Annotated in this window: 23 protein-coding genes; 9 read left to right on the forward strand and 14 right to left on the reverse strand. The window is 67.1% G+C overall.

All coding sequences use genetic code 11. The features are described from left to right. Nucleotides 1–13 precede the first annotated feature (13 nt). The 9 genes from AC3A5T_RS13675 to grxD all read right to left on the reverse strand — a co-directional run bounded on the left by AC3A5T_RS13675 (nt 14) and on the right by grxD (nt 9,716). Nucleotides 14–496, reverse strand: coding sequence for a pilus assembly PilX family protein (locus AC3A5T_RS13675; RefSeq protein ID WP_487629040.1), 483 nt, complete (start codon nt 494–496; stop codon nt 14–16). A 2-nt stretch (nt 497–498) separates the two neighbouring features. Then, a complete protein-coding gene (locus AC3A5T_RS13680) occupies nt 499–1,734 on the reverse strand; it encodes a PilW family protein (protein WP_487629041.1) in 1,236 nt (411 codons plus the stop codon). Between the two features lie 26 nt (nt 1,735–1,760). Continuing rightward, nucleotides 1,761–2,231: a type IV pilus modification protein PilV gene (pilV, locus tag AC3A5T_RS13685; protein WP_487629042.1), complete on the reverse strand. Its 471-nt coding sequence runs from the start codon at nt 2,229–2,231 to the stop codon at nt 1,761–1,763. A 17-nt stretch (nt 2,232–2,248) separates the two neighbouring features. Next, nucleotides 2,249–2,782, reverse strand: coding sequence for a GspH/FimT family pseudopilin (locus tag AC3A5T_RS13690; protein ID WP_487629043.1), 534 nt, complete (start codon nt 2,780–2,782; stop codon nt 2,249–2,251). A gap of 194 nt (nt 2,783–2,976) precedes the next feature. Further along, nucleotides 2,977–4,365 (reverse strand): nucleotide 5'-monophosphate nucleosidase PpnN, encoded by a 1,389-nt coding sequence (ppnN, locus tag AC3A5T_RS13695; RefSeq protein WP_487629044.1) that lies wholly within the window; start codon nt 4,363–4,365, stop codon nt 2,977–2,979. A 108-nt stretch (nt 4,366–4,473) separates the two neighbouring features. After that, nucleotides 4,474–7,788 carry a TonB-dependent receptor gene (locus AC3A5T_RS13700; RefSeq protein ID WP_487629045.1) on the reverse strand — a complete coding sequence of 1,105 codons (3,315 nt, stop codon included), beginning with the start codon at nt 7,786–7,788 and terminating at the stop codon, nt 4,474–4,476. Nucleotides 7,789–8,044: 256 nt separating this feature from the next. Further along, nucleotides 8,045–8,647 (reverse strand): YhgN family NAAT transporter, encoded by a 603-nt coding sequence (locus tag AC3A5T_RS13705; RefSeq protein WP_332076509.1) that lies wholly within the window; start codon nt 8,645–8,647, stop codon nt 8,045–8,047. Then, nucleotides 8,644–9,399, reverse strand: a complete 756-nt coding sequence (locus AC3A5T_RS13710; protein WP_487629046.1) for an SDR family NAD(P)-dependent oxidoreductase — start codon at nt 9,397–9,399, stop codon at nt 8,644–8,646. The genes AC3A5T_RS13705 and AC3A5T_RS13710 overlap by 4 nt, the downstream gene beginning before the upstream one ends. Further along, entirely contained in the window at nt 9,396–9,716 is a 321-nt protein-coding gene (gene grxD / locus AC3A5T_RS13715; protein WP_332076506.1) for a Grx4 family monothiol glutaredoxin, read from the reverse strand. Before grxD ends, AC3A5T_RS13710 begins: the two co-directional genes overlap by 4 nt. Nucleotides 9,717–9,824: 108 nt before the next feature. Here grxD and AC3A5T_RS13720 point away from each other — a divergent pair, with 108 nt between their 5' ends. Next, nucleotides 9,825–10,412, forward strand: coding sequence for a superoxide dismutase (locus AC3A5T_RS13720; RefSeq protein WP_487629047.1), 588 nt, complete (start codon nt 9,825–9,827; stop codon nt 10,410–10,412). Between the two features lie 25 nt (nt 10,413–10,437). On the opposite strand, the gene AC3A5T_RS13725 is transcribed toward AC3A5T_RS13720, so the two are convergent. Both AC3A5T_RS13725 and AC3A5T_RS13730 read right to left on the reverse strand, forming a co-directional pair. Then, nucleotides 10,438–11,697 (reverse strand): putative bifunctional diguanylate cyclase/phosphodiesterase, encoded by a 1,260-nt coding sequence (locus AC3A5T_RS13725; protein ID WP_487629048.1) that lies wholly within the window; start codon nt 11,695–11,697, stop codon nt 10,438–10,440. Nucleotides 11,698–11,716: 19 nt separating this feature from the next. Further along, nucleotides 11,717–12,979 carry an HD-GYP domain-containing protein gene (locus AC3A5T_RS13730; protein ID WP_487629049.1) on the reverse strand — a complete coding sequence of 421 codons (1,263 nt, stop codon included), beginning with the start codon at nt 12,977–12,979 and terminating at the stop codon, nt 11,717–11,719. A gap of 272 nt (nt 12,980–13,251) precedes the next feature. Here AC3A5T_RS13730 and AC3A5T_RS13735 point away from each other — a divergent pair, with 272 nt between their 5' ends. The 3 genes from AC3A5T_RS13735 (at nt 13,252) to AC3A5T_RS13745 (ending at nt 16,546) form a co-directional block, all read left to right on the forward strand. Beyond that, nucleotides 13,252–14,217 (forward strand): aldo/keto reductase, encoded by a 966-nt coding sequence (locus AC3A5T_RS13735; protein ID WP_487629050.1) that lies wholly within the window; start codon nt 13,252–13,254, stop codon nt 14,215–14,217. A gap of 13 nt (nt 14,218–14,230) precedes the next feature. Then, nucleotides 14,231–15,541 (forward strand): NTP/NDP exchange transporter, encoded by a 1,311-nt coding sequence (locus tag AC3A5T_RS13740; RefSeq protein WP_487629051.1) that lies wholly within the window; start codon nt 14,231–14,233, stop codon nt 15,539–15,541. A gap of 63 nt (nt 15,542–15,604) precedes the next feature. Beyond that, the gene (locus AC3A5T_RS13745; protein ID WP_487629052.1) at nt 15,605–16,546 is read left to right on the forward strand and encodes a DMT family transporter; all 942 of its coding nucleotides are present in this window, start codon (nt 15,605–15,607) and stop codon (nt 16,544–16,546) included. 57 nt (nt 16,547–16,603) lie between these two features. Here the strand turns inward: AC3A5T_RS13745 and AC3A5T_RS13750 are convergent, their stop codons facing one another. Next, entirely contained in the window at nt 16,604–17,800 is a 1,197-nt protein-coding gene (locus tag AC3A5T_RS13750) for a sensor domain-containing diguanylate cyclase (RefSeq protein WP_487629053.1), read from the reverse strand. Nucleotides 17,801–17,872: 72 nt separating this feature from the next. Here AC3A5T_RS13750 and AC3A5T_RS13755 point away from each other — a divergent pair, with 72 nt between their 5' ends. After that, nucleotides 17,873–18,097: an RNA-binding S4 domain-containing protein gene (locus tag AC3A5T_RS13755; protein WP_332076496.1), complete on the forward strand. Its 225-nt coding sequence runs from the start codon at nt 17,873–17,875 to the stop codon at nt 18,095–18,097. A gap of 61 nt (nt 18,098–18,158) precedes the next feature. Here the strand turns inward: AC3A5T_RS13755 and AC3A5T_RS13760 are convergent, their stop codons facing one another. Then, nucleotides 18,159–18,665 (reverse strand): DUF4019 domain-containing protein, encoded by a 507-nt coding sequence (locus AC3A5T_RS13760; protein WP_332076495.1) that lies wholly within the window; start codon nt 18,663–18,665, stop codon nt 18,159–18,161. Nucleotides 18,666–18,851: 186 nt separating this feature from the next. Here AC3A5T_RS13760 and AC3A5T_RS13765 point away from each other — a divergent pair, with 186 nt between their 5' ends. Beyond that, nucleotides 18,852–19,409, forward strand: coding sequence for a LemA family protein (locus AC3A5T_RS13765; RefSeq protein WP_487629054.1), 558 nt, complete (start codon nt 18,852–18,854; stop codon nt 19,407–19,409). After that, the gene (locus tag AC3A5T_RS13770; RefSeq protein WP_487629055.1) at nt 19,409–21,103 is read left to right on the forward strand and encodes a DUF2207 family protein; all 1,695 of its coding nucleotides are present in this window, start codon (nt 19,409–19,411) and stop codon (nt 21,101–21,103) included. The genes AC3A5T_RS13765 and AC3A5T_RS13770 overlap by 1 nt, the downstream gene beginning before the upstream one ends. Here the strand turns inward: AC3A5T_RS13770 and soxR are convergent. Next, entirely contained in the window at nt 21,088–21,543 is a 456-nt protein-coding gene (soxR, locus tag AC3A5T_RS13775) for a redox-sensitive transcriptional activator SoxR (protein ID WP_487629056.1), read from the reverse strand. The two genes, AC3A5T_RS13770 and soxR, sit on opposite strands and share 16 nt — an antisense overlap. A gap of 68 nt (nt 21,544–21,611) precedes the next feature. On the opposite strand from soxR, the gene AC3A5T_RS13780 reads away from it, so the two are divergent. Continuing rightward, nucleotides 21,612–22,643, forward strand: a complete 1,032-nt coding sequence (locus AC3A5T_RS13780; protein WP_487629057.1) for a quinone oxidoreductase family protein — start codon at nt 21,612–21,614, stop codon at nt 22,641–22,643. A 100-nt stretch (nt 22,644–22,743) separates the two neighbouring features. Continuing rightward, complete coding sequence (locus AC3A5T_RS13785; protein WP_332076489.1) at nt 22,744–24,576, forward strand: ABC transporter ATP-binding protein; 1,833 nt, start codon at nt 22,744–22,746, stop codon at nt 24,574–24,576. Nucleotides 24,577–24,786: the final 210 nt, after the last annotated feature.

The raw sequence follows: 24,786 nt of genomic DNA on the forward strand, positions 1-24,786 counted from the left end.
TGTCCCGCCTCGATCAGGGAATGAACACCGTGTCCACCGTCGACTCGGATGTCGGCAGGACAGGGCGGTCTTTGGAATACGCAGTGATTTGGTAGATCTGATCTGTGCGCTCCGCTTCGTCTGCGGGCACGTCAAGCGCGCCCCACGCGAAGCAAAGATCAAGACGTCGCACGTGCTGCGCACTCTGAGTCCAAGTTCCAGGCGTCGCAGACGGCGAGCAATCATTGGGAGAAAGATTCGTCGCCGGCGTAACGCCCGCCAAGACGTCGCTCTTGAGCTGTATCTCCATGAGTCGTGCCTTCGACTCGGCTAGCTGGAAAGCGACGTTTGTGGCGGTGTAGTTTGCGGACATCCTCTCCTGCAGGCTGGCGACCTGCAGAGCCACAATCCCCAGCAGCGCCATCAGAATCAGGATCACAAGTGCCACATAAAGCACCGCACCAGACTGAGCGCGTCGAAAATTTCCGTGTGAAGACATAGGCATGTACTTGTGCATGTTCAGTTTCCGAACAGCCGATTACGCAGAGCGATGGAATCCTCGTAGACAGTGCGATAGCGACGATCATTTGCCGGGGCCATGACGACACCCAATGCCGACAATCGCGTGACGTTGTCCGAGGTTATCCGCTGCTCGGCGGCCGCGGATTCCGGGCTTCGCGCCAACAGCCCTACCTGCACCAGACCGACGGTGCGCCACGCATGATCGAGATTACCGGAAGGCTGCAGCGCGGCTGGCAGCACCGACTGCCCGATGTTTCCTGTTGGACGCGCCGCGGGATTGGTCTGACTGTCCTGCCCAAACTGGAACTGCATGGATTCGATGCCTTCGACGAGCTCCTCAGGTGCATTGCTGACCACGGCGTTCAAAGCTGCATTCGCGTTGTAGCGCAAGCGATAGAGCGCCGGATTCCCTGCGGCGTTCAATCCCACGTAGTACGCGACGCTTTCCGCGCGGTAAACCATGGCCTGCCCGATGGTGAACTGGGGCGTAGTATCGAATGTTGTTTTGTTGAGCGCAGTCGTCGCGACCGACAGGGTGCCGGTAGACGGTGCGACGTTGGCCGCGAACACGCCTGCCTGCATGCAATCTGCGATGCCGAACAATCGCCCATCTCCACCGTCCTGCAACAGTGCGACTTGGCCGACAGGAACTGTAATTGTCGAAGGATTTCCAGGCACGAACGACGAAACCTGAGCACCAGTGGGCGCGAAGTAGCGCAACACCAGAACATCGCTGCCTTCCACGAGCCGTCCTGCAGCCGCACCTGATGTCAGAGTCGAAAACAATCCGGATTCAATCTGCGGCTGCCATGTATTGGAGGTGGCGACGACAGGTGCCGACGGCAGCGTCAGTGTGTCGCCGGACGCCGTGCCTGCCGCATTGTAGCCTTGAATGGAACGATTGAAACGCAACGGAAATGGAGCCGCAGAATAATCGGAAGTAGGCGCAGCCGCTGTCCCGAATTGCTGGTCAGCCGTCAGGAATGTGGAGATTAAAGCGGGACGTGATGCGGTAATGTTCGCCGGCAAAAACCGGGCTTGGTCGTTCACGCATCCCATGTGTCCGGCCATTCGGATGTCACGCTGCAGAATATCCAGTGCGAATCTCCCGTTTTCCTGCACACGGCTGAGACCACTCGAAAGCTGGTACGCAGTTCTCGAGGCGCCGAAGACCTGCACCAGCCCCATGATGAGCAGCATGCCGATTGCGAGCGCAACCATCAGCTCGATCAAAGAGACGCCGCGAACACCGCTCCTATTCATAGCGTCGTCACCAGTTCTACCGAGGCCCGATCCGGGCTCGAATTGTTTCCAGGCAAATCGTCCCAACTGACGGTTACTACGATCCTGGGCAATCCGCCCGTATCAACGACGGCGGACGCACTATCACCAAGTTTCTCCCTCAGCTCACAGCGCCATCTTTCAGCATTCGCAGCCGCTGTCAGATTGGTTATCGAACCGCAGCCTGTACCTCTCTCTGGGGTGGATGTGAAGTCCGAAGCAGTCATCGCATACGCAGATGCCAGCGAGCGATTGGTTCGGATGGTGTCCAGCAATTCACCCGCGAGCGTCGTAGCGACCGTGCGCTGATTGGCGCTCTGGGTGTACTTCAAGTTCATCGTCTGCAGCAGCCCGAGGCCCAGCAGCCCCACCGCAAGCACAACGAGCGCGATCAGGACCTCTATCAACGAGAAACCTGTCGAATGAAGCGCGGATCGCACGGCGATCATGTCCTGTCGTCTAGAGTTCATGGACAGTTCCCTGGAGCAGTTGTCACCTGTCCAGAAGCATTGATGCGCATCGTGCGCACCAAGGCCCGCCCTCGCGGACAGGAGGCAGGAGAGAGGGTGATCGAAGAAGGCGTGGTCACACGTCCGCGTGCATCAAACGCCACTCTCGAAGCGGCAGCTCCGCCAGCGGTTGCGCTGACGCTGATCGTCATATTGGGATGCGGATCGACTCGCCGGATCAGCAAATCTCCGGCATCCAGTGTGGTGTTCACCTCACCCTGGTTAGCCCACACCACCCAGCCCTGATCCCAAGTACCTCCACAAGTCGCGCCATCGCTGCTGGCACACATTCCCCCGCCCCGCGTCGTACGAATCGCCTCGCTGCGGGCGAGAGACAGCGCACCGATCACCTCATTGGTCATCGTCGCCACGCGGTTGCGCTGCAGCGTGTCCTGAAATCCAGGCAGTCCGATGGTCAGAAGAACCGCGACGATCGCGATTACAACCATCAACTCGACCATCGAAAAACCGTTTGCACGCGTGTGTCGCATGCCATTCCCCTGAAGCGTCAGCCACTTTGGCGCTTAGCAAGTCTAGGTACGCCAAAGCAGGACGCAACCCGAAAGAGACGGGCGGCTCCGGCAATCTGACAAGCGGTCAGCGACCCGCGACTATTTCACCTCGAAGGGGTACATGGTTGATTCGACACGCGTTTCCGACAGAGGCGGTGCACCGTCGGCGAAATTCAGGCGACGACCTCGTAGCAGGGCATGTACTCCCCGGCGATCTTCATCCGTCGTTGTTCCACGAACGCGCGCAGCAGGGCGTCGAGCGACTGCATGATGTCGCGGTCGCCGTTGATCCGGAACGGGCCGAATTCCTCGACGCGGCGCAGGCCGTCTTCCTTGACGTTGCCGGCGACGATGCCGGAGAACGCGCGGCGCAGGTCGGCGGCGAGTTCGTGGGGGCGGCGGCCGTGGTGCAGGTCGAGGGCGGCCATGGCTTCGTGGGTCGGCACGAAGGGCTGCTGCAGGTCCAGCGGGATCGACAGCGACCAGTTGAAGTAGAACGAATCCTTGTGGCCGACCCGGTACTCCTTGACCTTGCGGATGCCGGCCGACATGCGGCGGGCGACCTGTTCGGGATCGGCGACGATGATCTCGTAGCGCGAGGCGGCCTCGTCGCCGAGCGTCAGGCGGATGAACTGGTCGATCTGCTCGAAGTACGGCGCCGACGCGGTCGGGCCGGTCAGGATGAAGGGGAACGGGATGTCGCGGTTCTCCTCCTGCAGCAGCAAACCCAGCAGATAGAGGATCTCTTCCGCCGTGCCGACGCCGCCGGGGAACACGATGATGCCGTGACCGAGACGCACGAACGATTCGAGACGTTTCTCGATGTCCGGCATGATCACCAGCTGGTTGACGATCGGGTTCGGCGATTCGGCGGCGATGATGCCCGGCTCGGTGATGCCGATGTAGCGCGCCGGGTACTGGCGCTGCTTGGCATGGGCCACGTTGGCGCCTTTCATCGGCCCCTTCATCGCACCCGGGCCGCAGCCGGTGCAGATGTCCATGCCGCGCAGGCCCAGCTCGTAGCCGACGAGCTTGGTGTAGTCGTATTCGACGCGGTTGATCGAGTGGCCGCCCCAGCAGACCACCATGTTCGGATCGCCCGGCTGCAGCAGGCGCGCATTGCGCAGCAGGCCGAAGACGGCGTTCGTGATGCCGGCCGAGGATTCCAGGTCGGTGGCGTATTCGGGGCCCAGCTCGATCGCGGTGTAGGCGAGGTCGCGCACGACTGCGAACAGCAGCTCCGCGACACCGCGGATGATTTGGCCGTCGACGAAGGCCATTGCCGGTGCGTTCGCCAGCTCGATGCGGATGCCGCGATCCTGCTGCAGCACCTGGATGTCGAAATCGGGATACAGCTCCTGCGCAGCGCGCGGATCGTCGGACGCGCTGCCGCTGGTCAGCACTGCGAGCGCACAGCGGCGCAGCAGGTCGTGCATGCCGCCGGTTGAAGCATCCTTCAGACGGGCCACCTCGTCGCGGGACAAGACGTCCAGGCCGCCGCGGGGGTAGACGTAGGCATTCACCGTGGGCAGCGCCGTCGCCGCCCCAATCTCGTTGCTCATTCGTGCTTCGCTTCTCTTAGGGGTGCGGCACTGTAGCGCAGGACCCCACACATAAGAAAACGGCCGGGTTTCCTCGGCCGTTTTCGATTTCACGACATCAGATCACGATCAGAAGTCGTAACGCAGACCCACCTGCACCGACCACTGCGAGATGCCGTTGGTGTTGCTGTCGGCGTCGGTCGGGACGGCGAGGTTGCCCGGCTGACCGAACGAGGTGCCGCTGCGGTAGCCGTAGACGTACTTGCCGGTCGCACGGTCGATACCGACCAGCGTGGCGGCCGCCTGGTTGGCGTTGAAGCCCCAGTCGAGGACGTGGCCCCAGTCGTTGTTGATCAGGTTGCCGACGTTCTGGATGTCGATCCAGACCTTCGACTTGTGACCCTTCATGAAGCCCGGCAGTTCCTGGCTGATACGCACGTCGAAGGTGTTGACCCAACCGGCGCGGAACTCGTTCTCCGGCGCGTAGGTGCCCTTGAACTTCGACAGATCTTCCTGCGTGGCGAGCCAGTCGAAGAACGCGCGCTCCATCGCCGGGTTGGCGGTGAACACGCCCGCGTTGTTGACGGTACCGAACAGCACGTCGCCCGGGCCCGAGGGCACGTAGAACAGGTCGTTGAAGGTACGGCCGTCGCCGTTGGCGTCGCCGGCGAAGATGTAGCTGTACGGACGGCCGCTGCGGCCTTCGTAGAACAGGCCGACCTGGGTCTTGTAGTCACCAAAGAACGCGTGCTCCCAGTTGATCGCACCCGAGAACCGGTCACGGATCTCGTAACGCGCGCGGTGCAGCGCTTCTTCGTTGGTGGTGAAGTTGTACTGGCTGCCGAAGCCCGAGCCGGCGGTCGAGCTGGTCAGCGCGCCCACTTCCTTGGTGTCGGTGTAGGTGTAGCCCACGCTCCAGGACCAGTCGCTGTCCGGCGTCCACGGCTTGGCCAGCGACAGGGTCATCTGGCGGCTGCGGCCCTTGTCGGTGTTGCGCAGCAGGAAGACGTCACCGAAGTAGGCGTTGCGACCGAAACGACCGTTGTTGGTGTTGCTGAAGTTGTAGACGCTCGGATTCCAGAACAGGCGACGGCCGTCGTAGCCCTCGAAGCCGGGACCGATGTTGAGGCTGTTGTAGAACAGGCCGTTACGGGTCTCGGTGACCAGCAGTTCCGCCGACGCGACGACGCCCCACCACGGCGTCTCCTTGTCGAACGCGATGTTCGCCTTCCACACCGACGGGAGTTCGAAGTCCTTGTCGATGACGTTGACGTTGCGCACCGCGGCGCCCGGGGTGTTGGGCACGTTCTGGTTGAAGCCGTCCGCACTGTAGGGCACGCCCTGCCAATCGGTCAGGTTCTGGTACGAGGTGTAGTTCAGGCCGGTGCTCTGGTAGGCGTTGCTCACCCAGACGGTCGGCGCATCACCCTGGAACATGCCCACGCCACCGCGCAGCTGCGTCTGCAGGTCGGTGTCGAAGGTGTAGTTGAAGCCGAAGCGCGGCTGGATGATGAACTTGTTGTTGAAGGTGAAGCTGTTGTCCAGACCGAAGCCGCCGGTGTGGCCGGCGCCGCACTGGGCGACGTTGGCCGCACCCGGGGCCGCCGCGAAGCACGCGTTGAACTGCGGATCGTTGCCGGTGCTCGGGCGATCGCCGCGCACGCCGAGCGTCAGCGTCAGGTTCGGGGTGGCATACCAGGTGTCCTGGACGAAGAAGCCCAGGTTCTTGTTGCTGAAGATCGCCGGGATCGCGTTCGGGTTGGCAACGTTCGTGTTGAGGTCGTAATCGAAGTACTGGCGACGCTCAATGTTGCCGAAGTCCTTCGCAGCGCCAGTGCCGGGCACGTAGAAGCTGTAGTTGCCCCACGCGTCCTGCAGGAACTGGTTGTAGATGTCGTTGTCGGCGTATTCGAAGCCGAACTTGATGTCGTGGTCGCCGACGGTCCAGGTGGCCGAACCGAAGTAGTTCCAGGTCTCGGTCGTCAGCACGTTGCCCATCGAGCTGCGCTCGGTGCCGAAGCGGATGTAGTCGCCCGAGGTGATCTGGTTGCCGGCGATGCCGTCGTCGAAGTAGACGGTGACCAGCGGCGCGTTGGTCGGGGTCTGGCGGATGGCCGAATAGTCGCGGTAGGAGACCTTGAACTCGGTGGAGAAGTTGTCCGACCAGTCGCTGAAGACCTGACCGACGTAGCTCTCGACGGTCTTGGCGTGGTTGAACCAGGACGAGCTCAGCACCAGCGCGGACGCGCTGTTGCCATCCGCGCGCAGGCGGTTCTGCTCGAGCTTGCTGTAGCGGATGTTGGCGCGGTGGTTGTCGTTGATGTTCCAGTCGATCTTGACCGCGTATTCCTCGAGATCGGTATTGCCGGTCGCACCCTCGTACCAGCCCGGATCGAAACCGAGATTGTTGCGGGCAAGATCGACGACGCGCTGCAGGTCGGCGGCGTTGAAGTCGGCCGTCGAGTTGAACAGCGGCGTGCTGCTCAGGTCCGGACCCGGCTTGGAACGCTCGAACTTCTCGTAGTTCGCGAAGAAGAACAGGCGATCCTTGATGATCGGGCCGCCGACGGTGAAGCCGTAGGTCTCTTCCTTGTCGTACTCGGAGAACGGGGCGCGGGTCAGCGGGTGCGAACCGAACCAGTCGCCGTCACGCATGTAGCCGTAGACCGAGCCGTGAACTTCGTTGGTACCCGACTTGGTCACGGCGTTGATGTTGGCACCGGCGGCGCCGGCGATGGTCACGTCATAGCTGGACAGGTCGATGTCGAGCGCTTCGATGGCTTCCATCGAAACCGGCTGGCGCTGGGTCGGCATGTTGTTGCCTTCCAGACCGAAGGTGTCGCTGGCCGACACGCCGTCGATGGTGATCTTGTTGAAGCGCGGATTCTGGCCGCCGGCGCTGATGCTGCCCGAGGCGCGATCGGTGAAGGCCACGCGCGGGTCGAGGCGCATGTAGTCCTGGATGTTGCCGCCCATCGACGGCAGCGATTCGATCGTGCGCTGGTTGACCGCGGTACCCGAACCCATCTTGGTCGTGCTGAACACCTCGGAGCCGCCGACTGCCGTCGCGGTCACCGTGGCCAGCGTGGTCATGTCGCCGGTGAGCGCGGCATTGACGGTGCTGATCTGGTTCAGCGTCAGATAGACGTTGTCTTCGGTCCGCGTTCCCTCGCCCGGCTTGGTCACGGTGATCGTGTACGGGCCGCCGACGCGCAGGCCGCGGGCGTTGTAGCGGCCGCTCGCATCGGTCGTGGCGCGGCTGACGGTGCCGGACTCGGTGTGCACGATGGTCACGTCTGCGCCGGTCACCGGGGCGCCGCCAGCGCCGGTCACCTGGCCGCCGACACCGGCGGAGGTGCTCTGCGCGAACGCGGGAGCGGCTGCAAGGGCGACGATCAGGCCGAGCGACAGCTTGGAGAGTCGGGCGCGATGCGAGTGGTTCATGGGTTGTATAGCCTCGATGCGTGGATTGCGGCGCAAGCCGGATGGCGAGCGACGGTCAGGTCTTGAAACAAGAATGGGGGCCCCACCACGGCGTGCGGGCGAAGCGCCGCGGTTAACAACAGGTTAACACGGTAAACAAACGAAGTGACAGTGCCATGACAGCAGCGGACAGGCGCAAACCACTGACCGCATTGACTTTTATGACCAGCTGGAACAAAGACGCGTAAGTCCTTGTCGCAGTGTGGTCACGCCGCACTCACATGGGCGCGAGGCCGGCCCGGAGGTAGCTGACGAGACCGTCGAGCAGCATCTGCACCGAGATCGCGACGAGCAGCATGCCCATCAGCCGCTCGATCGCGGTCAGCGCCCGCGCACCGAGCAGCTTGTAGAGATAGGTGGCCGAGAACAGGATCGCGGCCGTCGCACCCCACGCGATCAGCAGCGCGAGGCTCCATTCGCCGAGCCGGTCGGGCTCGTTGCTGCCCATCAGCATCACGGCGGCCATGCCGGACGGGCCGGCGACCAGCGGGATCGCCATCGGCACGATGAAAGGCTCGCCGTCCGGAATCTCGCCCATCAATCCTTCCGGCGGCGGGAAGATCATGCGGATGCCGATCAGGAACAGCACGATGCCGCCGGCGATCGCCACCGACTCCTGCCGCAGGTGCATGACTTCCAGCGCGTACTTGCCCGCCCACAGGAACGCCATCAGCACGATCAATGCGATCAGCAGTTCCCGGGCCAGCACGATGCGCTGGCGCTGCGGGGTGAGCCGCCGCAGCATGCTCAGGAACACCGGGATGTTGCCCAGCGGATCCAGGATCAGGAACAGCAGCAGCGCGGCCGAGGCGATGGTCATGCGAAGCGCGCCGAATCAGGGGACCAAAGCTGCCCGCGATGCGACGCGCCCGCGGGCGACAGCAACGCGACGCAATGGGCCGCGACTTCGGCCGGCGACCGGGCGATGAGGTCCTCCGCCTCGACGTGGGCCCTGGCCCGCAACGGCGTGCGCATCGGCGGCGGCAGCAGACCACTGACGCGCACGGGTGCATCGCCGAGTTCAGCCTGCAGCATGCCGACCAGCGCCGACAGCCCGGCTTGTGCCAATCCGTAGCCGCCCCAGTAGGCAGCGCTCGTACGCGCGGGATCGTCGATCGCGAAGACGACCGAGGCGTCACCGGCGCGGCGCAACACAGGCAGGCAGGCCTGGGTCAGCCACCAGCGTGCGGTGAGGTTGACGTGCAGCGCACGCGCGAACGCCGCCGGATCGGTCAGTTCGAGCGGGGTCAATCCATCGAAGGACGCGGCGACATGCAGGATGCCGTCGAGCCGGCCGAATTCCGCTTCGATCCGCGCGGCGAGTTCGGCATGATCGTCCGGGCTGGCGCCTTCGAGATCGAGCGGATACAGCGCGGGCGCCGCGCCTGCCTTTTGCAGGCGATCGTGCAGACGATTGAGCTTGGGCACGCGTCGACCGAGCAGCACCAGCGACGCACCGGCCTCGGCGCACGCCAGCGAGGCCGCTTCACCGAGGCCGCCGGCAGCGCCGACGACCAGCACGACGCGTCCGGCCAGGGCGCCCGGCAGGACGTCGGAAGCGGCCGTGCTCACGCCGCCAGCACCTCGGCCACCATGCGCGACAGCTCGCCGGACTCGTGCAGTTCGAGGGTGATGTCGCAGCCGCCGATCAGCTCTCCGTGGATGAAGAGCTGCGGGAATGTCGGCCAGTTCGAGAACCGCGGCAAGTTGGCGCGGATCTCGGGCGCCTCGAGGACGTTGATCGTGCGGTAGTCCTTCGCGCCGGCTTCGTGCAGCGCGGCCACGGTGCGACTGGAAAATCCGCACATCGGAAAACGCGGTGTGCCCTTCATGAACAACACGATGGCATGGCCGTCGATTTCGGCCTGGATGTGTTCGAGGATCGACACGGTGACGCTCCCTGTGGACCACACCGCGGGCGCGGCGCCGGCGGGGATCGGGTTTTGGAATTGGTGCATTCTATCGCGTCGCCGCCATCGACCAACGGACCGCCGTCCATGCCCCTCGAACTCGCCGCCCTGCCCTACGACCGCACCGCGCTGGAGCCGCATCTGTCGGGCGACACGCTCGACCAGCATCACGGACATCTGCAACGTGGGCATATCGAGCGGCTCAACGCCCTGCTCGCAGGTGACGAACTCGCCGATGCGCCGCTGGAGACCATCGTGCGCAAGGCACAGGGCGCGGCCTTCGATCATGCGGCGCAGATCTGGAACAACAGCTTCTACTGGCACTCGCTCAAGCCTGCCGCCGCTGGTGGCGGGGGCGAGCCCAAGAGCCGTCTCGCCGAGGCGATCGCGCGCCAGTTCGGCGACTTCGCCGGCTTCCGTTCGCGTTTCGACGCACTGGCCCTGGCGACGTTCGGCGCAGGCTGGGTCTGGCTGCTGCAGCGGCCCGACGGCCGCCTCGCGCTGGCGGCGACCGCGAACGCGGCCACGCCGATCACCGGGCAGGACACGCCGCTGCTCGCGATCTCGCTATGGGAACACGCCTGGTATCTGGACTACCGCGACAACCGGCAGAAGTATCTCGATGCGTTCTGGCAGCTGGTGAACTGGGACGCGGTGGCCGCGCGTCTGCGTTGACGCTGCGTGTCCAAGGCGACGCGCTCTACAACGACGCGACCGGTGCCGCTGACGGAGCCAGAGCGTCGCCCACCACCGCATCGGCGGGCGCAGGTCGCCCGATCAGATAGCCCTGCACAAAGTCGCAATGCGCGTCGTGCAGCAGCGCGAGCGTGGCCTCGTCTTCGATGCCTTCGGCCACGACGGTCAGATCGAGATCGTGCGCCAGCTCGATCATCGTCCCGACGATCCGGCGTGCCCGCACATCCTCGACCATGTCGCGGACGAAGCTGCGATCGATCTTGAGCGCGTCGATCGGCAACCGGCGCAGATACGCCAGTGACGAATAGCCGGTGCCGAAATCGTCGATCGCGATGCGGATGCCGCCCGCGCGCAGCTGGCCCAGCAGATGACTGCAGCGCACGATGTCGCGCATCAACGCGCTTTCGGTGATCTCGAACACCAGCGACTCGCCGGGCACGTCCCACAGCCGCAACAGATCGAGGACCTGGTCGACGAATCCCGGCAGTTGCAAGGCATCCACCGACAGATTCACCGCAATCCGCGTGGCCTGCCCCGCCCTGCGCAATGTCGCCAGGTGACGCAGCGCGACATTGACGTTCCAGCGCGTGAGCTCGCCGATCATGCCGCCGCGTTCGGCGACGTCGATGAAGACGTCGGGCGGAATATTGCCGAGCTGCGGATGCGTCCAGCGCGACAGCGCTTCGTAGCTCCGGATGCGGCGATCGGGCAGTCCCGCGATCGGCTGCAGATGCACGACCAGCTGATTGTCGGCGATCGCCGCGCGCAGATCGTCGTGCAGGGTATCGAGTGGAATCGGCGGCGCCTTCCAGAACGCGTGCCGCTCCACGCCGTCCACGGCATCGTCGCAGGCACGATCGGCGCGCCGGCACAGCAGTTCCGCGTCGTCGCCGTCCTCCGGCGCGATCGCGATGCCCGCCACAACTGTGGCCTGCGCCCGCTGGCCGCCGAAGTCGAGCGGTTGCTGCAGGGCGCGCACGAACTTGGCCGCGCCGAGTGCAGCGTGCGCGCGGCCGCGCAACGCAGGCAACAGCACCAGGAAATCGTGCTCGCCGATCCGCAGCACGCGATCGCCGGGCCGCACCGCGGCCTCCAGTGCGGTCTGCATCGCATGGCCCAGCGCTTCGCCCGCCGCGTAGCCCAGTGCGAGCTCGATCTCGCGCACGCGCTGCGCGCGCAGCACGACCACGCCCAGTGGCGCATCGGCCCGGGCCGTCTGCAGGCATTCGGCCACGTCGGCCAATGCTGCGGTGTGGTTCAGCACGGAACGGGCCCCATCCGCGTCACAGGAACAGATCGACCGGATCGAGGCCGTAGGCGCCCGGCGCGAGCGCGCTCGCGATCCGCACGGGGTCGTCGCTGTTGGCGCGCACCATGAGATCGAGCGAGTGGAACTGCGACAGCACCTGTTTGTCCGGATCGGTCAGCACCATCACCCGCGGCTGCAGGCGTCGCGCCGCGTTCTGGGCGGTGACGATCGCGACTTCGCCGCTGCTCAGCTCCACCAGTGCGCCGATCGGATAGACGCTCATGCACTGCATGAACTGCTCGACGATCTCGGCTGCGAACTGGCTGCCACGGCCGCGGTACAACGCCTGCAACGCGACGTGCTGCGCAGCTGCCGGCTGATGCGGACGTTCGCTGGTCATCGCGTCGTAGGCGTCGACGACCGCGGCGACCCGGCCCAGCAGCGGAATCGCGTCGCCCTCGAGCCGGCGCGGATACCCGCTGCCGTCGATCCATTCGTGGTGGGTGCGGATCATGTCGCGAACGTGTTCGGGCACCGCGCCGCCGGCATCGACGATCGCCAGGCCCTGTTCGACGTGCGCCTGCATCCGCAGGCGCGCATCGTCGTCGTACGCGGTGTTGCTGCCGAGCAGATCGGGATCGAGCCGCAACTTGCCGACATCGAGCAGCAGCGCGCCGCTGGCCATGTCGATCAGCAGTTCCTGCGGCAGGCCGACGTGGCGACCGAATGCCGCGGCCAGCGCGCTGCACGACAGCGCGTGCCGGTATTCGTAGGCACCGCGCGCGCGCAGCGCGTCGAGCCACAGAAAGGCGTCGGCGTTGCGCACCAGGCTGCGGACCATCGGCTCGACCGCACCGCGCACCTCCTCGACCGCGATCGCGCGGCCCTCGCGCACGTCGTCGAGCACGCGTTCGGCGAATGCCGCGGCCTGCGCATGCGCTTCGCGCGCCTGCGGCAGTTCCTGCTCGAACTCGATCTGTTCGGGATAGGTCGCCGCGCCCTGCAGGGCCGAGATCTCGTCGTTGCCGTAGGCGCGCCAGCGCGGTTTCGGCGGCGCGGCGGTCTTTGGCGGTGCAGCATCCAGCACTTGCAGCGCCGGGCCGACCGGCGCAAGGCCGCGTTCGACATCGACGAAGACATGCGCGCACAGACCATCCAGCGTCCGGATGTCGTCCTCAGACTCGATCAACACACCCTGCAGCAGGAACGGCGTGCCTTCCCACGGCCGGTCCAGGCGGCAGACATACATGCCCACCTTCAGCTCGCGCACCGCGAGCCTGCGTTCGTCCAGCGTCATTATTGCGTCGGCCCTCCCGGCCATCGACCCGGCCACCCCCTCGGCTTCACCCTTCCGGTCGCGCCTGGGGCGGCAACGCGCGAAACGGCGAACCGGCGCGACGGGTCAGGTCCGGCCGGATGCACAGCCTACAGTCTGCGGCCGTCGATGCCGCGTGGTGGCCGGCGGATTCCGCGATGCAGACCGGAAACGTCAAACGCACATCGGGCGACCGACTTCGTGGTGTCGAACCGCCTATGATCGGGAGCCGACCCGATGCAGGAGCGTTCGCCATGCCGTCCCGTCGCCGTTTCCTCAGTGCAGCCTCGCTTGCCGCCGCCGGCCTGGCACTGGCTCCGATCGCGGCCTGCAGCCGCGAGTCCGCCGCGCCGTCTGCAGGTGCGGGCGCCGCGCCGCCGCACGCCGCCCACCCTGGCCCGCTGATCAGCCGCACGATTCCATCCACCGGCGAAACCGTGCCTGCCATCGGCGCGGGCACGTCCGGCAGCTACGAGATCGCGCTGGACTCACCTGACTTCGCGCGCCTGCAGGACACCGTCCGCGTCTTCTTCGACGGCGGCGCCACGCTGTTCGACACGTCACCCAATTACAGCAACGCGGACGCGGTACTTGGCGCTCTGCTGGCCGCCGGTGGCTGGCGTGACCGCTGCTTCCTGGCGACCAAGATCGCCGCCGACGACCGCGCCGCGATGGAACGGCAATGGGCCGAAAGCCAGCGCCGCCTGCAGACCGATCGCGTCGAGCTGCTGCAGGTCCACAACCTGCGCGCGCTCGACGTCGCCTGGCCCTACGCGCAGCAGCTGAAAGCTTCCGGCGCGACGCGCTACATCGGCCTGACCCACTATCTCGAAAGCGGCCATGCCCCGCTGGTCGCGGCGATGCGTGCGCGCCGCCCGGATTTCGTGCAGGTCAACTACTCGGTCAATGCACCGCAGGCCGCGCAGACCGTGCTCCCGGTCGCGCAGGAACTGGGTATCGCCGTGCTGATCAACCGCGCCTTCGACGACGGCAAGCTGTTTGCGCGGGTGCAGGATCTGACGCTGCCGGGCTGGGCGGACGACGTCGGCGTGACGTCCTGGTCGCAGCTGTTCCTGAAATTCGCGATCAGCCACCCGGCGGTGACCGCGGTGATCCCGGCGACGGGTCGGCCCGACCGCCAGGCCGACCAGCTGCGCGCCGGCACCGGGCCTTTGCTGAGCGCGGCGCAGCAGGCCGAACTCGTCGCGCAGTTCGCCTGAGGCACGGCCCGCGATGTCCGAAGGCAGGATCGCCGACCTGTTCAATCTCCGACGCGGCGAGGCCGCGCCGGTGCTGGTCGCGGGGCTGTTCTTCTTCTGCATCCTGACTGCATTGATGATGTTGCGACCGGCGCGCGACGCGCTGGGCATGGAGCGCGGACTCGACAGCGTGCGCTGGCTGTTCATCGGCACCGCGGTCGTGACGCTGCTGGTCAATCCGGTGTTCGGCTGGCTGGTCGCGCGCCTGCGGCGGCTGCATTTCATCTCGGCGACGTATGCGTTCTTCGCCCTGAGCCTGGTCGGGTTCTGGGCGTTGCTCGTGTTCGCACCGGGCGCCGTCGGCGCGCGCAGCGGGCAGGTGTTCTACGTCTGGTTCAGTGTCTTCAACCTGTTCGTGACGATGGTCTTCTGGGCGCTGCTGGCCGATCGCTTCAGCAGCGATCAGGGCAAGCGGCTGTTCGCGCTGATCGCGGTCGGCGGCACGCTCGGCGCGATCTTCGGCCCCTGGCTCGCCGCGCGACTGGCCGAACCGCTGGGCACGCCGGCGCTGCTGCTGGTCGCCGCAGGATTCCTCGCGGCCTCGATCGGGCTGGCCTGGTGGCTGGTGCGGCTGCGGTCCGACGGGCCACGCGATGCGCCGATGCAGGACCCGGAGGCGGTCCGCATCGGTGGCAGCGCACTGGCCGGCATCCGCGCGGTGTTCGCGTCACGCTATCTGATGGGCATCGCTGGCTACGTGGTGATCATGACCATCGTCGCAACCTTCATCTACTTCACCCGTTTGCAGATGGTGGCCGCAGCCGAAACCGATCTCGATGCGCGTACCGGGCTGCTCGGCAATATCGACATGTGGACCCAGGTCGCGGTGCTGGTGCTGCAGGTCACGCTGACCGGTCACATCATCCGCCGACTCGGACTGGCCTTCGCGCTGGCGCTGCTGCCGATCGCGATGGCGGTCGGCTTCATCGGTCTGGCGATCTACGGCTCGTTCCTGGTGCTGATCCTGCTTGAAGCCACCAACCGCGCGATCCAGCGTGGCCTGACCCGCCCCGCGCGCGAGACGCTGTTCACCGTTGTCGGCCGCGAGGACAAATACAAGGCCAAGGCCTTCATCGACACCTTCGTCTACCGCGTGGGCGATGTGGTCGGTGCGCAGACCGAGGGCGTGCTAGGACGTCTGGGCCTGGCGCTCGGCGGGCTGGTGAGTGTGGTCGTGCCTTTGGCGCTGGTCTGGGCGGCGCTGGGCATCTGGCTGGGTCGGGCGCAACAGCGGCAGGCCGATGCGGAATCCCTGCACTCGAACCGGGACGCCGCCCCGCGTTGACCGGCGCCCACCCGCGGCGGACATCGGCGATGGATAATGCGCGCCCTTGCCGGCGCCCTCCCGATGCAGCCCACGACGAAAGCCCACTGGCAGATCCACTTCTGCGTCCTGCTGTGGGGCTTTACCGCCATCCTCGGCAAGCTGATCACCCTGCCCGCGTTGCCGCTGGTGTGGTGGCGGATGTTGCTGGTCGCCGGCACGCTGATGCTGCTGCCGCGGGTCTGGCGCGGCGTGCGCGCGTTGCCGCCGCGACTGCTGCTGGCCTACGCCGGCGTCGGCGCACTGGTCGCGCTGCACTGGCTGACCTTCTACGGCGCGGTGAAGCTCGCCAACGCCTCGGTCGCGGCGACCTGCATGGCGCTGGCGACGGTGTTCATCGCGCTGATCGAACCGCTGGTCGCGCGCAGCCGCTTCTCGTGGCGCGAACTCGCGCTGGGCATCGCGGTGCTGCCGGGCGTGGCGCTGGTGGTCGGCGGCATTCCCGACGGCATGCGCGTCGGCGTCGCGGTCGGTGCGCTGTCGGCGCTGTTCGTCGCCTGCTTCGGATCCTTGAACAAGCGCCTCGTCGAACGCGCCGATCCGCTCACGGTGACCGCGCTCGAGCTCGGCGCCGGCACGCTGACCCTGACCCTGCTCGCGCCGCTGATGCCGCTGCTGTTCCCGGCCTTCGCCGGCAGCCTGCTGACCCTGCCGAGCCTGCACGACGGCGCCTATCTGCTGCTGCTCGCCTTCGCCTGCACGCTGCTGCCGTTCGCGCTGTCGCTGGTCGCGCTGCGGCACATGAGCGCGTTCGCCGCGCAGCTCGCGGTCAATCTGGAACCGGTCTATGCGATCGCGCTCGCCGTCGTGCTGCTCGGCGAACAGCACGAGCTGACGCCGCGCTTCTATGCGGGCGTGGCGATCATCCTGGCCGCGGTGCTGGCGTATCCGCTGCTGTCGCGTCCACGGCGCATCGTGCATCCGGAGAATCTCGCCGCCGGCGAAGCGAAGCAGATCGCGGACTGAAATCCGGTTCGCTGCGGTCCACCAGCCCACGGGCGGGTTTGGTCGGGTTGCGCGGCTTCAGGCCAAAGCGCAGACGCGGTCGCGCCCTTCGTGCTTCGCCTTGTACAGCGCCTGGTCAGCGCGGGCGAGCAACGAGGACGCATCCTCTTCAGGCTGCAACGCCGCCACACCGATACTGATCGTCACCGGCAATCCGGTCGGCATCGCGGAGACCGCTTCGCGCAAATATTCCGATTCGCGCGCGGCATCGGCCAGGGCGCGATCCGGCAACAACCGCACGAATTCCTCGCCGCCGAATCGCGCCACGCGCCCGCGTGCGGCCTCGGTCGACAACAGCATCGCGCCCAGCGTCTGCAGCACGCGGTCGCCTTCCGCATGGCCGTGCAGATCGTTGATCGACTTGAAGTGGTCGATGTCGACGATCGCCACCGACAGCGGCGTGCCGAGCGCATGCGCCTGGGTGATCGCCTGGTCCAGCGTGCGCGAGAACGCGCGACGGTTCGCAAGACCTGTCAGCGGATCGGTCGACGACTGCTCCTCCAGATCCGCATTCTGGTTCTCGAGCTCCTGCTGGTAATGCAGCAGCTGCTGCTCGTACCAGCCGCGCTCTTCGAGCTGCAGGCGCAGCTCCTGGCTGATGCGATGCAGCTCCATGAGCCGCGAGGCCTGCCGCGACAAGGCTTCCAGCGCGCTGCGCTGTTCGGGTTCGAGTTCGCGCGGCTTGTCGTCGATGACGCAGAACGTGCCCATCGGCTGGCCATCGGCGGCGCGCATCGGGGCACCCGCATAGAAGCGGACGTGCGGCCCGCCGGTGACCATCGGATTGCCGCTGAAGCGCGGGTCCTTGCGGGCATCGGTGACGATCATCGTCTCCGACGGATCGAGAATCGCATGCGCACAGAACGCGATCTCGCGCGACGTGCCGTCCCCTTCGACACCGTGCGCCGACTTGAACCATTGCCGGTCGTGGTCGATCAAGGTGATGACTGCCATGGGCACATCGCAGATCACCGCGGCGATCGCGACGAGATCGTCATAGGCGGCCTCGCGCGGCGTGTCGAGGATGCGGTAAGCGTCCAGCGTGGCCTGGCGCGCGACTTCGTCGGACGGCAGCGGTGCACGCATCATGGACGGCAGACACCTGGAAGGTGTGATCGGCTTGCAGCCATTGCAGTGATCCTGAATGGTCAGCGTGTACGGTAACGCACACATGCTGACTGCGCCCAGCCTGTGACCGCGTACGGTGCGATCCATGTGACACGGCGCACACCGGACGTTTCGATCTCGCGATCACCGATAATGCCGGCCCGCATTACGAGATCGACCATGCCCGCGCCAATCGAATTTCCGCTGGAACGCGACCACGTCGAACTCAACCAGCTGCTCAAGCTTGCAGGCCTGTGCGACAGCGGCGGGGCCGGCAAGGCCATCGTGGCCAGCGGCGCGGTGTTCGTCGATGGCGTGGTCGAACTGCGCAAGACCTGCAAGATCCGCGCGGACCAGACCGTCGAACTCGACGGCCAGGTGATCCGCGTCGTCGCCGCGCACTGAGGCGCGGATACACGAACGGCGCCCGCAGGCGCCGTTCGGCAACACATCACCGACTGTCGGCTCAGCGGACGCTGTAGCCCGACACGCGCCAGGTACGGTCCTCGTCGAGACGGAACGACACCAGTTCGCGCACGGCCTGCGGCTGGCTGGCGAACGTGGTCGGCGACGCGACGTTGATGTAGATGCCTTCCGGCACCGCTTCGCCGGCGCGGAACTGCGAACGGCTGACGACGGGCTGGTCGCGCTTGGTCGGCGCGCCGAGGCGGTTGCGGTCGATGTTGAGCTGACGCACGAATTCGTCGCGGGTCACCGCGCGCTTCATCGTCGCCGAGGCGCCGTCCCAGACTTCGCCGGCGCGGTTGCCGTCGATCATCTGCATGACCTGCACCGCGGCAGCGCCCATCTCGGCATCCTGGCGCGCGACCTGCGCCTGCTGCTCGGGCGTGAGCTGCTGCTGCGCGGCGGCGCCGGGCTGCGCTGCGGGCTGGGCGGCAGGCTGTTGTGCGTGTGCAGCGGAGGCAAAGGCGACCAGCAGGGCAGCCGACAGCGACAGGCGTAGGGTGTTCATAATCGTGACGTTCCTCGCAGAACTGCTTGAAGTGGACCGAGTGTACGCATTGCATCGCGGCCGGCAAGCGTCCCGCACGCAGGGTTCTCCCGGGGTCGACGGGTCACGTGCAGCAGGTATGCTCAGCCGCTTCTCTGCTGCCGTGTGATCCATGGATCGAGCTCCGGACATCGCAGGCGATCGTCGATGACGGCCACCGTCATCGGCGCGTTGCTGATCGCGGCGCTGCTGGCGTGGGCGGTCGTGGTGTTCAACCGGCTGGTGCGGTTGCGCAACCAGGTGCGGACCGCGTGGGCCGACATCGACGTGCAGCTGATGCGCCGTCACGACCTGGTGCCGCAGCTCGTCAGCGCGGTACAGGCCTATGCGGATCACGAACGCGCCACGCTCGATGCGGTGACCGCGTTGCGCACGCGGGCGATGGACACGTCCGATGCCGCGACGCTGTCGGATCTCGAGCAGTCCCTCGGCGCCGGCATCCAGCGCCTGATCGCGTTGCAGGAGGCCTATCCGGCGCTCGCCGCCAGCGACGGTTTCGCGCAGCTGCAGGCCGACCTCGTCGACGTCGAAGCGCAGCTGCAGTACGCGCGACGCTTCTACAACGGCGCCGTGCGCGATCTCAACGATGCGGTCCAGCGCCTACCCGACACCGTCGTCGCGCGGTTGACGGGCATCGGCGCGGCCGGTTTCTTCCAGGCCGACGACGGCAGCCGGCAGCCGGTGCCCGTGGAGCTGGCGCGCTGATGCGGTGCGCGCTGCTGCTGCTCGCCTGCCTCGCCGCGCTGCCGGCGTGGGCGCAGGAGCGGATCCTGCGTCACGACGTCGACGTGCGCGTACTCGCTGACGGCCGCCTCGACGTCACCGAACGGATCGAACTGCGCGCGGAAGGCCGCGCGTTCCGTCACGGCCTCGTCCGCGATTTCCCGGTGCGTGATCGCGATCCGCATGGCGACGTCGTGGTGACCGATCTGGAGATGCGGGACGTGCTGCGCGACGGTCGCGCCGAGCCGTGGCGGATCGAACGGGTCGGCCGCGTCCTGCGCCTGCGCACCGGCGATGCCGGGCATCTGAAAGTGCCGTCGCAGCCGGTGTACACGCTGCACTACCGCACCACGCGACAACCGTTGTTCGGCGACACGCGTGATGCGCTGTCGCTCGAGGCGATCGGCAGTGACCAGTCCGTGCCGGTCGAACAGGGCTCGGTCATGGTGACTCTGCCGCGGCCAGTCGCGGTCGACACGCTGCGCGCCGAGGGCATCACCGGTACGGCCGGTCGCGATTTCCACGTGGCGCTGTCTGCCGCGGGCACCGCACGCTGGACGCTGACGCAGGCGCTGCCGCCGCACACGGGCCTGCACGTGCGGCTGTCATTCCCCAAGGACGTGATCGCGGCGCCGGCGCCGCGCCAGCGCGCCCTGTGGTGGCTGCAGGACAACGCCGGACTGCTGGTCGCGCTGGCCGGACTGCTGGTGCTTGCGGCGTACTGCGTGTTGCGCTGGCGCCGTGTCCGCCATCCGCAGGCGCTGGGCGCCGTGCCCGAGCGCCTCGAACCACCCGCGGGTTTTTCGCCCGCGGGCCTGCGTTACCTGCGCCGCATGCGCTACGACGCGCGCAGCTTCGCGTCCGACCTGCTGGCCAGTGCGGTCGACGCGCACCTATGCCTCCATCGCACACCACAGGGCGCGCGTACCGGCTGGCGGATCGAACGCACGCGCGAGGGCGCGCACACCCTGCCGACGATGGAACAGCGCGCGCAGCTCACCGCGTTGCTGCCGGCGCCCGATGACGCGGTGGACCTGCGCAGCCGCGAGCAGGCGCGGGTCGCGCAGGCCTGCAAGGCGCATGAACTCGCCCTGCGCAAACGCTTCGTGCCCGCACTGTTCCGCGCCCACGGCGGCAGCATCCTCGGTGCGCTGGCGATCGCGCTCGCAGCCGCTGTACCGGCGCTGTGGCTGGCCTGGCACGCGCCTTCGCTGCCGTCGACGGTGCTGGTGGTTGTACTGATGGCGCCGATGCTGCTGGCGTTCGCACTGCTGGTGCGTGCGCCTACGCGCGAAGGGCGGCAGCTGCTCGCGGAGGCTGAAGGTCTGCGCCGTCATCTGGCCGGCGCGGTGAAGGCGGGACGCCGGCACGGCGATGCGCACACGGGGCCCACGCTCGATGCCGCGCGCTACGTGCGGCTGCTGCCGTACGCGGTGGCGCTCGATGTCGAAGATGCGTGGACGAAAGCGTTCGCCGCGACGGTCGGCGACGACCGGGCGATCGAAGCGGTCGCCGGGATCGCCTGGTATCGCGGCCTCGCGGTGACCGATCTGGCGCGCTTCAGCCGCTCGATGGGCGACAGCCTCGCTGCGCGGATCGCGGCGGTGACCACTCCGAAGAAGAAGAAAGCCGCAGCCGCGCCTCCGCCGGCCGAGCCGCCTCAGCCTTCCAGATAGCGCGCGCCCGGCCCGCGTGCGCCGGCGACATCCTCGGGGTTGCGCAGCGGGCAGGCCTTCAACGACAGACAGCCGCAGCCGATGCAGCCGTCGAGCTGGTCGCGCAGACGCGTGAGCTGGTCGATGCGCGCATCGAGTTCCGCGCGCCAGCGGCGCGACAGCCGCGTCCAGTCGGCGGTGGTCGGCGTGCGCCCGTCGGGCAAGGTGTCCAGGGCTTCGCGGATCGACGCGAGTGGAATGCCGGCACGCTGCGCGACCTTGATGATCGCCACGCGCCGCAGTACCTCGCGGCCATAGCGTCGCTGGTTGCCGGCGTTGCGGCCGCCGTGGATCAGGCCCTGCCGTTCGTAGAAATGCAGCGCCGAGACCGCCACGCCGCTGCGCGCGGCCAGTTCGCCGACCGAGAGCACCTCATCCGCACGCCGTGCACGTGTCTCCATCACTTGACCTCAACATTGGTTGAGGTCATAGCCTGCGCGCCATTCCTCCTGCTGTCCACGGCCGCCCGATGACCTTCGACGATTGCATGCCGCTTCCCATGCCCGGTTCCGACGATGCCGGCATTCCAGACGGGATCGACGACGAGACCATGCTCGCCCTCGCGTTCGAACGCTTCGGCGGGCCCGAGGTGCTGTCGCTAGTCGAACGTCCGATTCCCCTGCCCGGCCCCGGCCAGGCCCTGGTGCGCGTGCTGTCTGCGGGCTTCGGCCCCTGGGACGTGCTGGAGCGCGAAGGCGCGCTGGCGCCGTTCGCTGCCGGCGCGCCGGTGTTTCCGTACGTGCCCGGCGCGGAGGGTGCGGGCACGGTGGTGGACGTCGGCGGCGGCGTGCAGCGGCTGCGCGAGGGCGACCGGGTCTGCGGCCTGCTGCCGCTGCGCAGTCCCAAGCACGGCTTCCACGCGCAGTTCGTCGTCGTCGATGTGGACCATCTGTGGCCGGTGCCGCCGCGGCTGACCCTGCCGCAGGCGGCCGCGCTGCCGGTGGATGGCGGCCTGGCGATGCACGCGGTCGCGGTGGCGCTGGCACTCGGCCCCGGCGATACCGCACTGGTGTTCGGCGCCAGCGGCGGCATCGGTCACATGGCACTGCAGTTCGCACGTCAGCGCGGCGCGCGCGTGCTGGCGGTCGCATCCGGCGCCGACGGTGTGGCGCTGGCCGAACGCCTCGGCGCCGACATGGCCATCGACGGTCGACGCCACGCGCTGGCACCGGCTCTGCGGATCTTCGCGCCGGACGGCCTGGATGCCGCGCTGCTGACCGCGCAGACGCCCGATGCGGGCGTGATCGTCGATGCGCTTCGCTCCGGCGGGCGTATCGCCTGGCCGCGCGGCGTCACGGCGCCCCCCGTGCGCGACGACATCGCTGCCTCGACGTTCGGTGCCGGCGCCGGTGCGCGCCAGGTGCACGCGGCCTGCCGCGCCGCGGCGCGCGGACCGTTCCATCTGCACATCGACGCACGCTTCCCGCTGGCCGATGCCGCTGCGGCCGCGCACGCGATCGGACGTCATCATCTGGGCCGCATCGTGCTCGACGTGCCCTGACCACACGCAGCGTTCGCCTCGCGTCGCGCCATCGGCGACCGCCATCGCCGACAATAGACCGCCTGTCCCGCGCGCACGTCGCGCCGCCCCTGGATTGCCCATGCTCCGCTGGTTCGAAAACCGCATCGATCCCTTCCCGCCGTCGATCCCGACGCAGCCGCCGACCACTCTGTTCGCGTTCTGCATGCACTACGTGCGCGGCAGCGGCCGCTGGCTGCTGTTGATGGCGGCGTTCACCGCGCTGATCGCGGTGGCCGAGGTCGTGCTCTATGCCTACGTCGGCTCGCTGGTCGACCGGTTGACCTCGCACACGCCCGCCACGTTCATGGCGGCCGAGGGCGGGCGTCTGGCGTTGATGGCGGTGCTGGTGCTGATCGGCCTGCCGCTGCTGACCTGGTTCAACGCGATGGTCATCCACCAGACCCTGCTCGGGAATTTCCCGATGCGGATCCGCTGGAACGTGCACCGTTACCTGCTGCGGCAGTCGATGAGCTACTTCCAAGAAGAGTTCGCCGGCCGCATCGCCACCAAGCTGATGCAGACCTCGCTGGCCGTGCGCGAGACGGTGATCAAGCTGCTCGATGTCGGAAACTACGTGATCGTCTATTTCACCGGCGCGATCATCGTCGCCGCCGCGGCCGACTGGCGGATGATGCTGCCCTTCGTCGGCTGGCTGCTGCTCTACGCCGCGCTGATGTGGCGCTTCGTGCCGCGGCTGAGCCGGATCTCGGAACGCCAGGCCGACGCGCGCTCGGTGATGACCGGTCGCATCGTCGACAGCTACACCAACATCGCGACGGTCAAACTCTTCTCGCATTCGCAGCGCGAACAGGCGTACGCGCGCGAAGCGATGGACGGCTTCCTGCATACCGTGCACGGGCAGATGCGGCTGGTGACGATCGTCAACGCCGCGAACTACATGCTCAACATGCTGCTGGTCGGATCGGTCACCGGGCTCGGCCTGTGGCTCTGGCAGCAGGGCGCGATCAGCACCGGCGCGATCGCCGTCGCCATCGCGCTGGCGCTGCGCATGCTGGGCATGTCGCAGTGGATCATGTGGGAACTGTCGGCGCTGTTCGAGAACATCGGCACCGTGCGCGACGGCATCAACTCGATCTCGCTGGCGCCGACCGTCGAGGACGCCGACGACGCCAAGCCGCTGGCGAAGATCGCCGGCGACATCCGCTTCGAGCACGTGGATTTCCACTACGGCCAGAACGACCGCAGCGTCATCGAAGGTCTGGACCTGCACGTGCGGCCCGGCGAGAAGATCGGCCTGGTCGGCCGTTCCGGCGCCGGCAAGTCGACGCTGGTCAACCTGCTGCTGCGCTTTTACGACCGCGAGGCCGGCACGATCCGCATCGACGGCACCGACATCGCGACGATCGAACAGGATTCGCTGCGCGCGCAGATCGGCATGGTCACCCAGGACACCTCGCTGCTGCACCGCTCGGTCCGCGAGAACATCCTCTACGGCCGCCCGGATGCGAGCGAAGCCGAGATGATCGAAGCCGCCAAGCGGGCCGAGGCGCACGACTTCATCCTGACGCTGAGCGACGCCAAGGGCCGCACCGGCTACGACGCGCACGTAGGCGAGCGCGGCGTCAAACTCTCCGGCGGCCAGCGCCAGCGCATCGCCATCGCCCGCGTGCTGCTGAAGAACGCGCCGATCCTCGTGCTCGACGAAGCCACATCGGCGCTGGATTCGGAGGCCGAAGCCGCGATCCAGGAAAACCTCTACCGCCTGATGCAGGGCAAGACGGTCATCGCGATCGCGCATCGCCTGTCGACGATCGCGGCCATGGACCGCCTGATCGTCATGGACCGCGGCCGCATCGTCGAACAGGGCACGCACGAGGTGCTGGTCGCTGGCGATGGCGTGTATGCGCAGCTGTGGAAGCGGCAGTCGGGTGGCTTCTTGGCGGAGGGGTGAAGCGTCGCGACTGCGCTTGTCGGCATACAGCGCGAACGGTTCCGAGTACAGGATCCGAGTCTTGAACTAGAGCCCCTCTCCCTCTGGGGTGAGATGGCACGCTTGCGAGCCGCTGGCTCGCGTGCCGACGAATGCCATCGCGGCAACGCGAGGGCCGGGGCGCGGAGCGGGGGTTGGGGTGAGGGCGAAGGGTCGCAAATCTACGGCGCT

The sequence above is a fragment of the Luteimonas sp. Soil_C_16 genome (genome assembly GCF_057657295.1).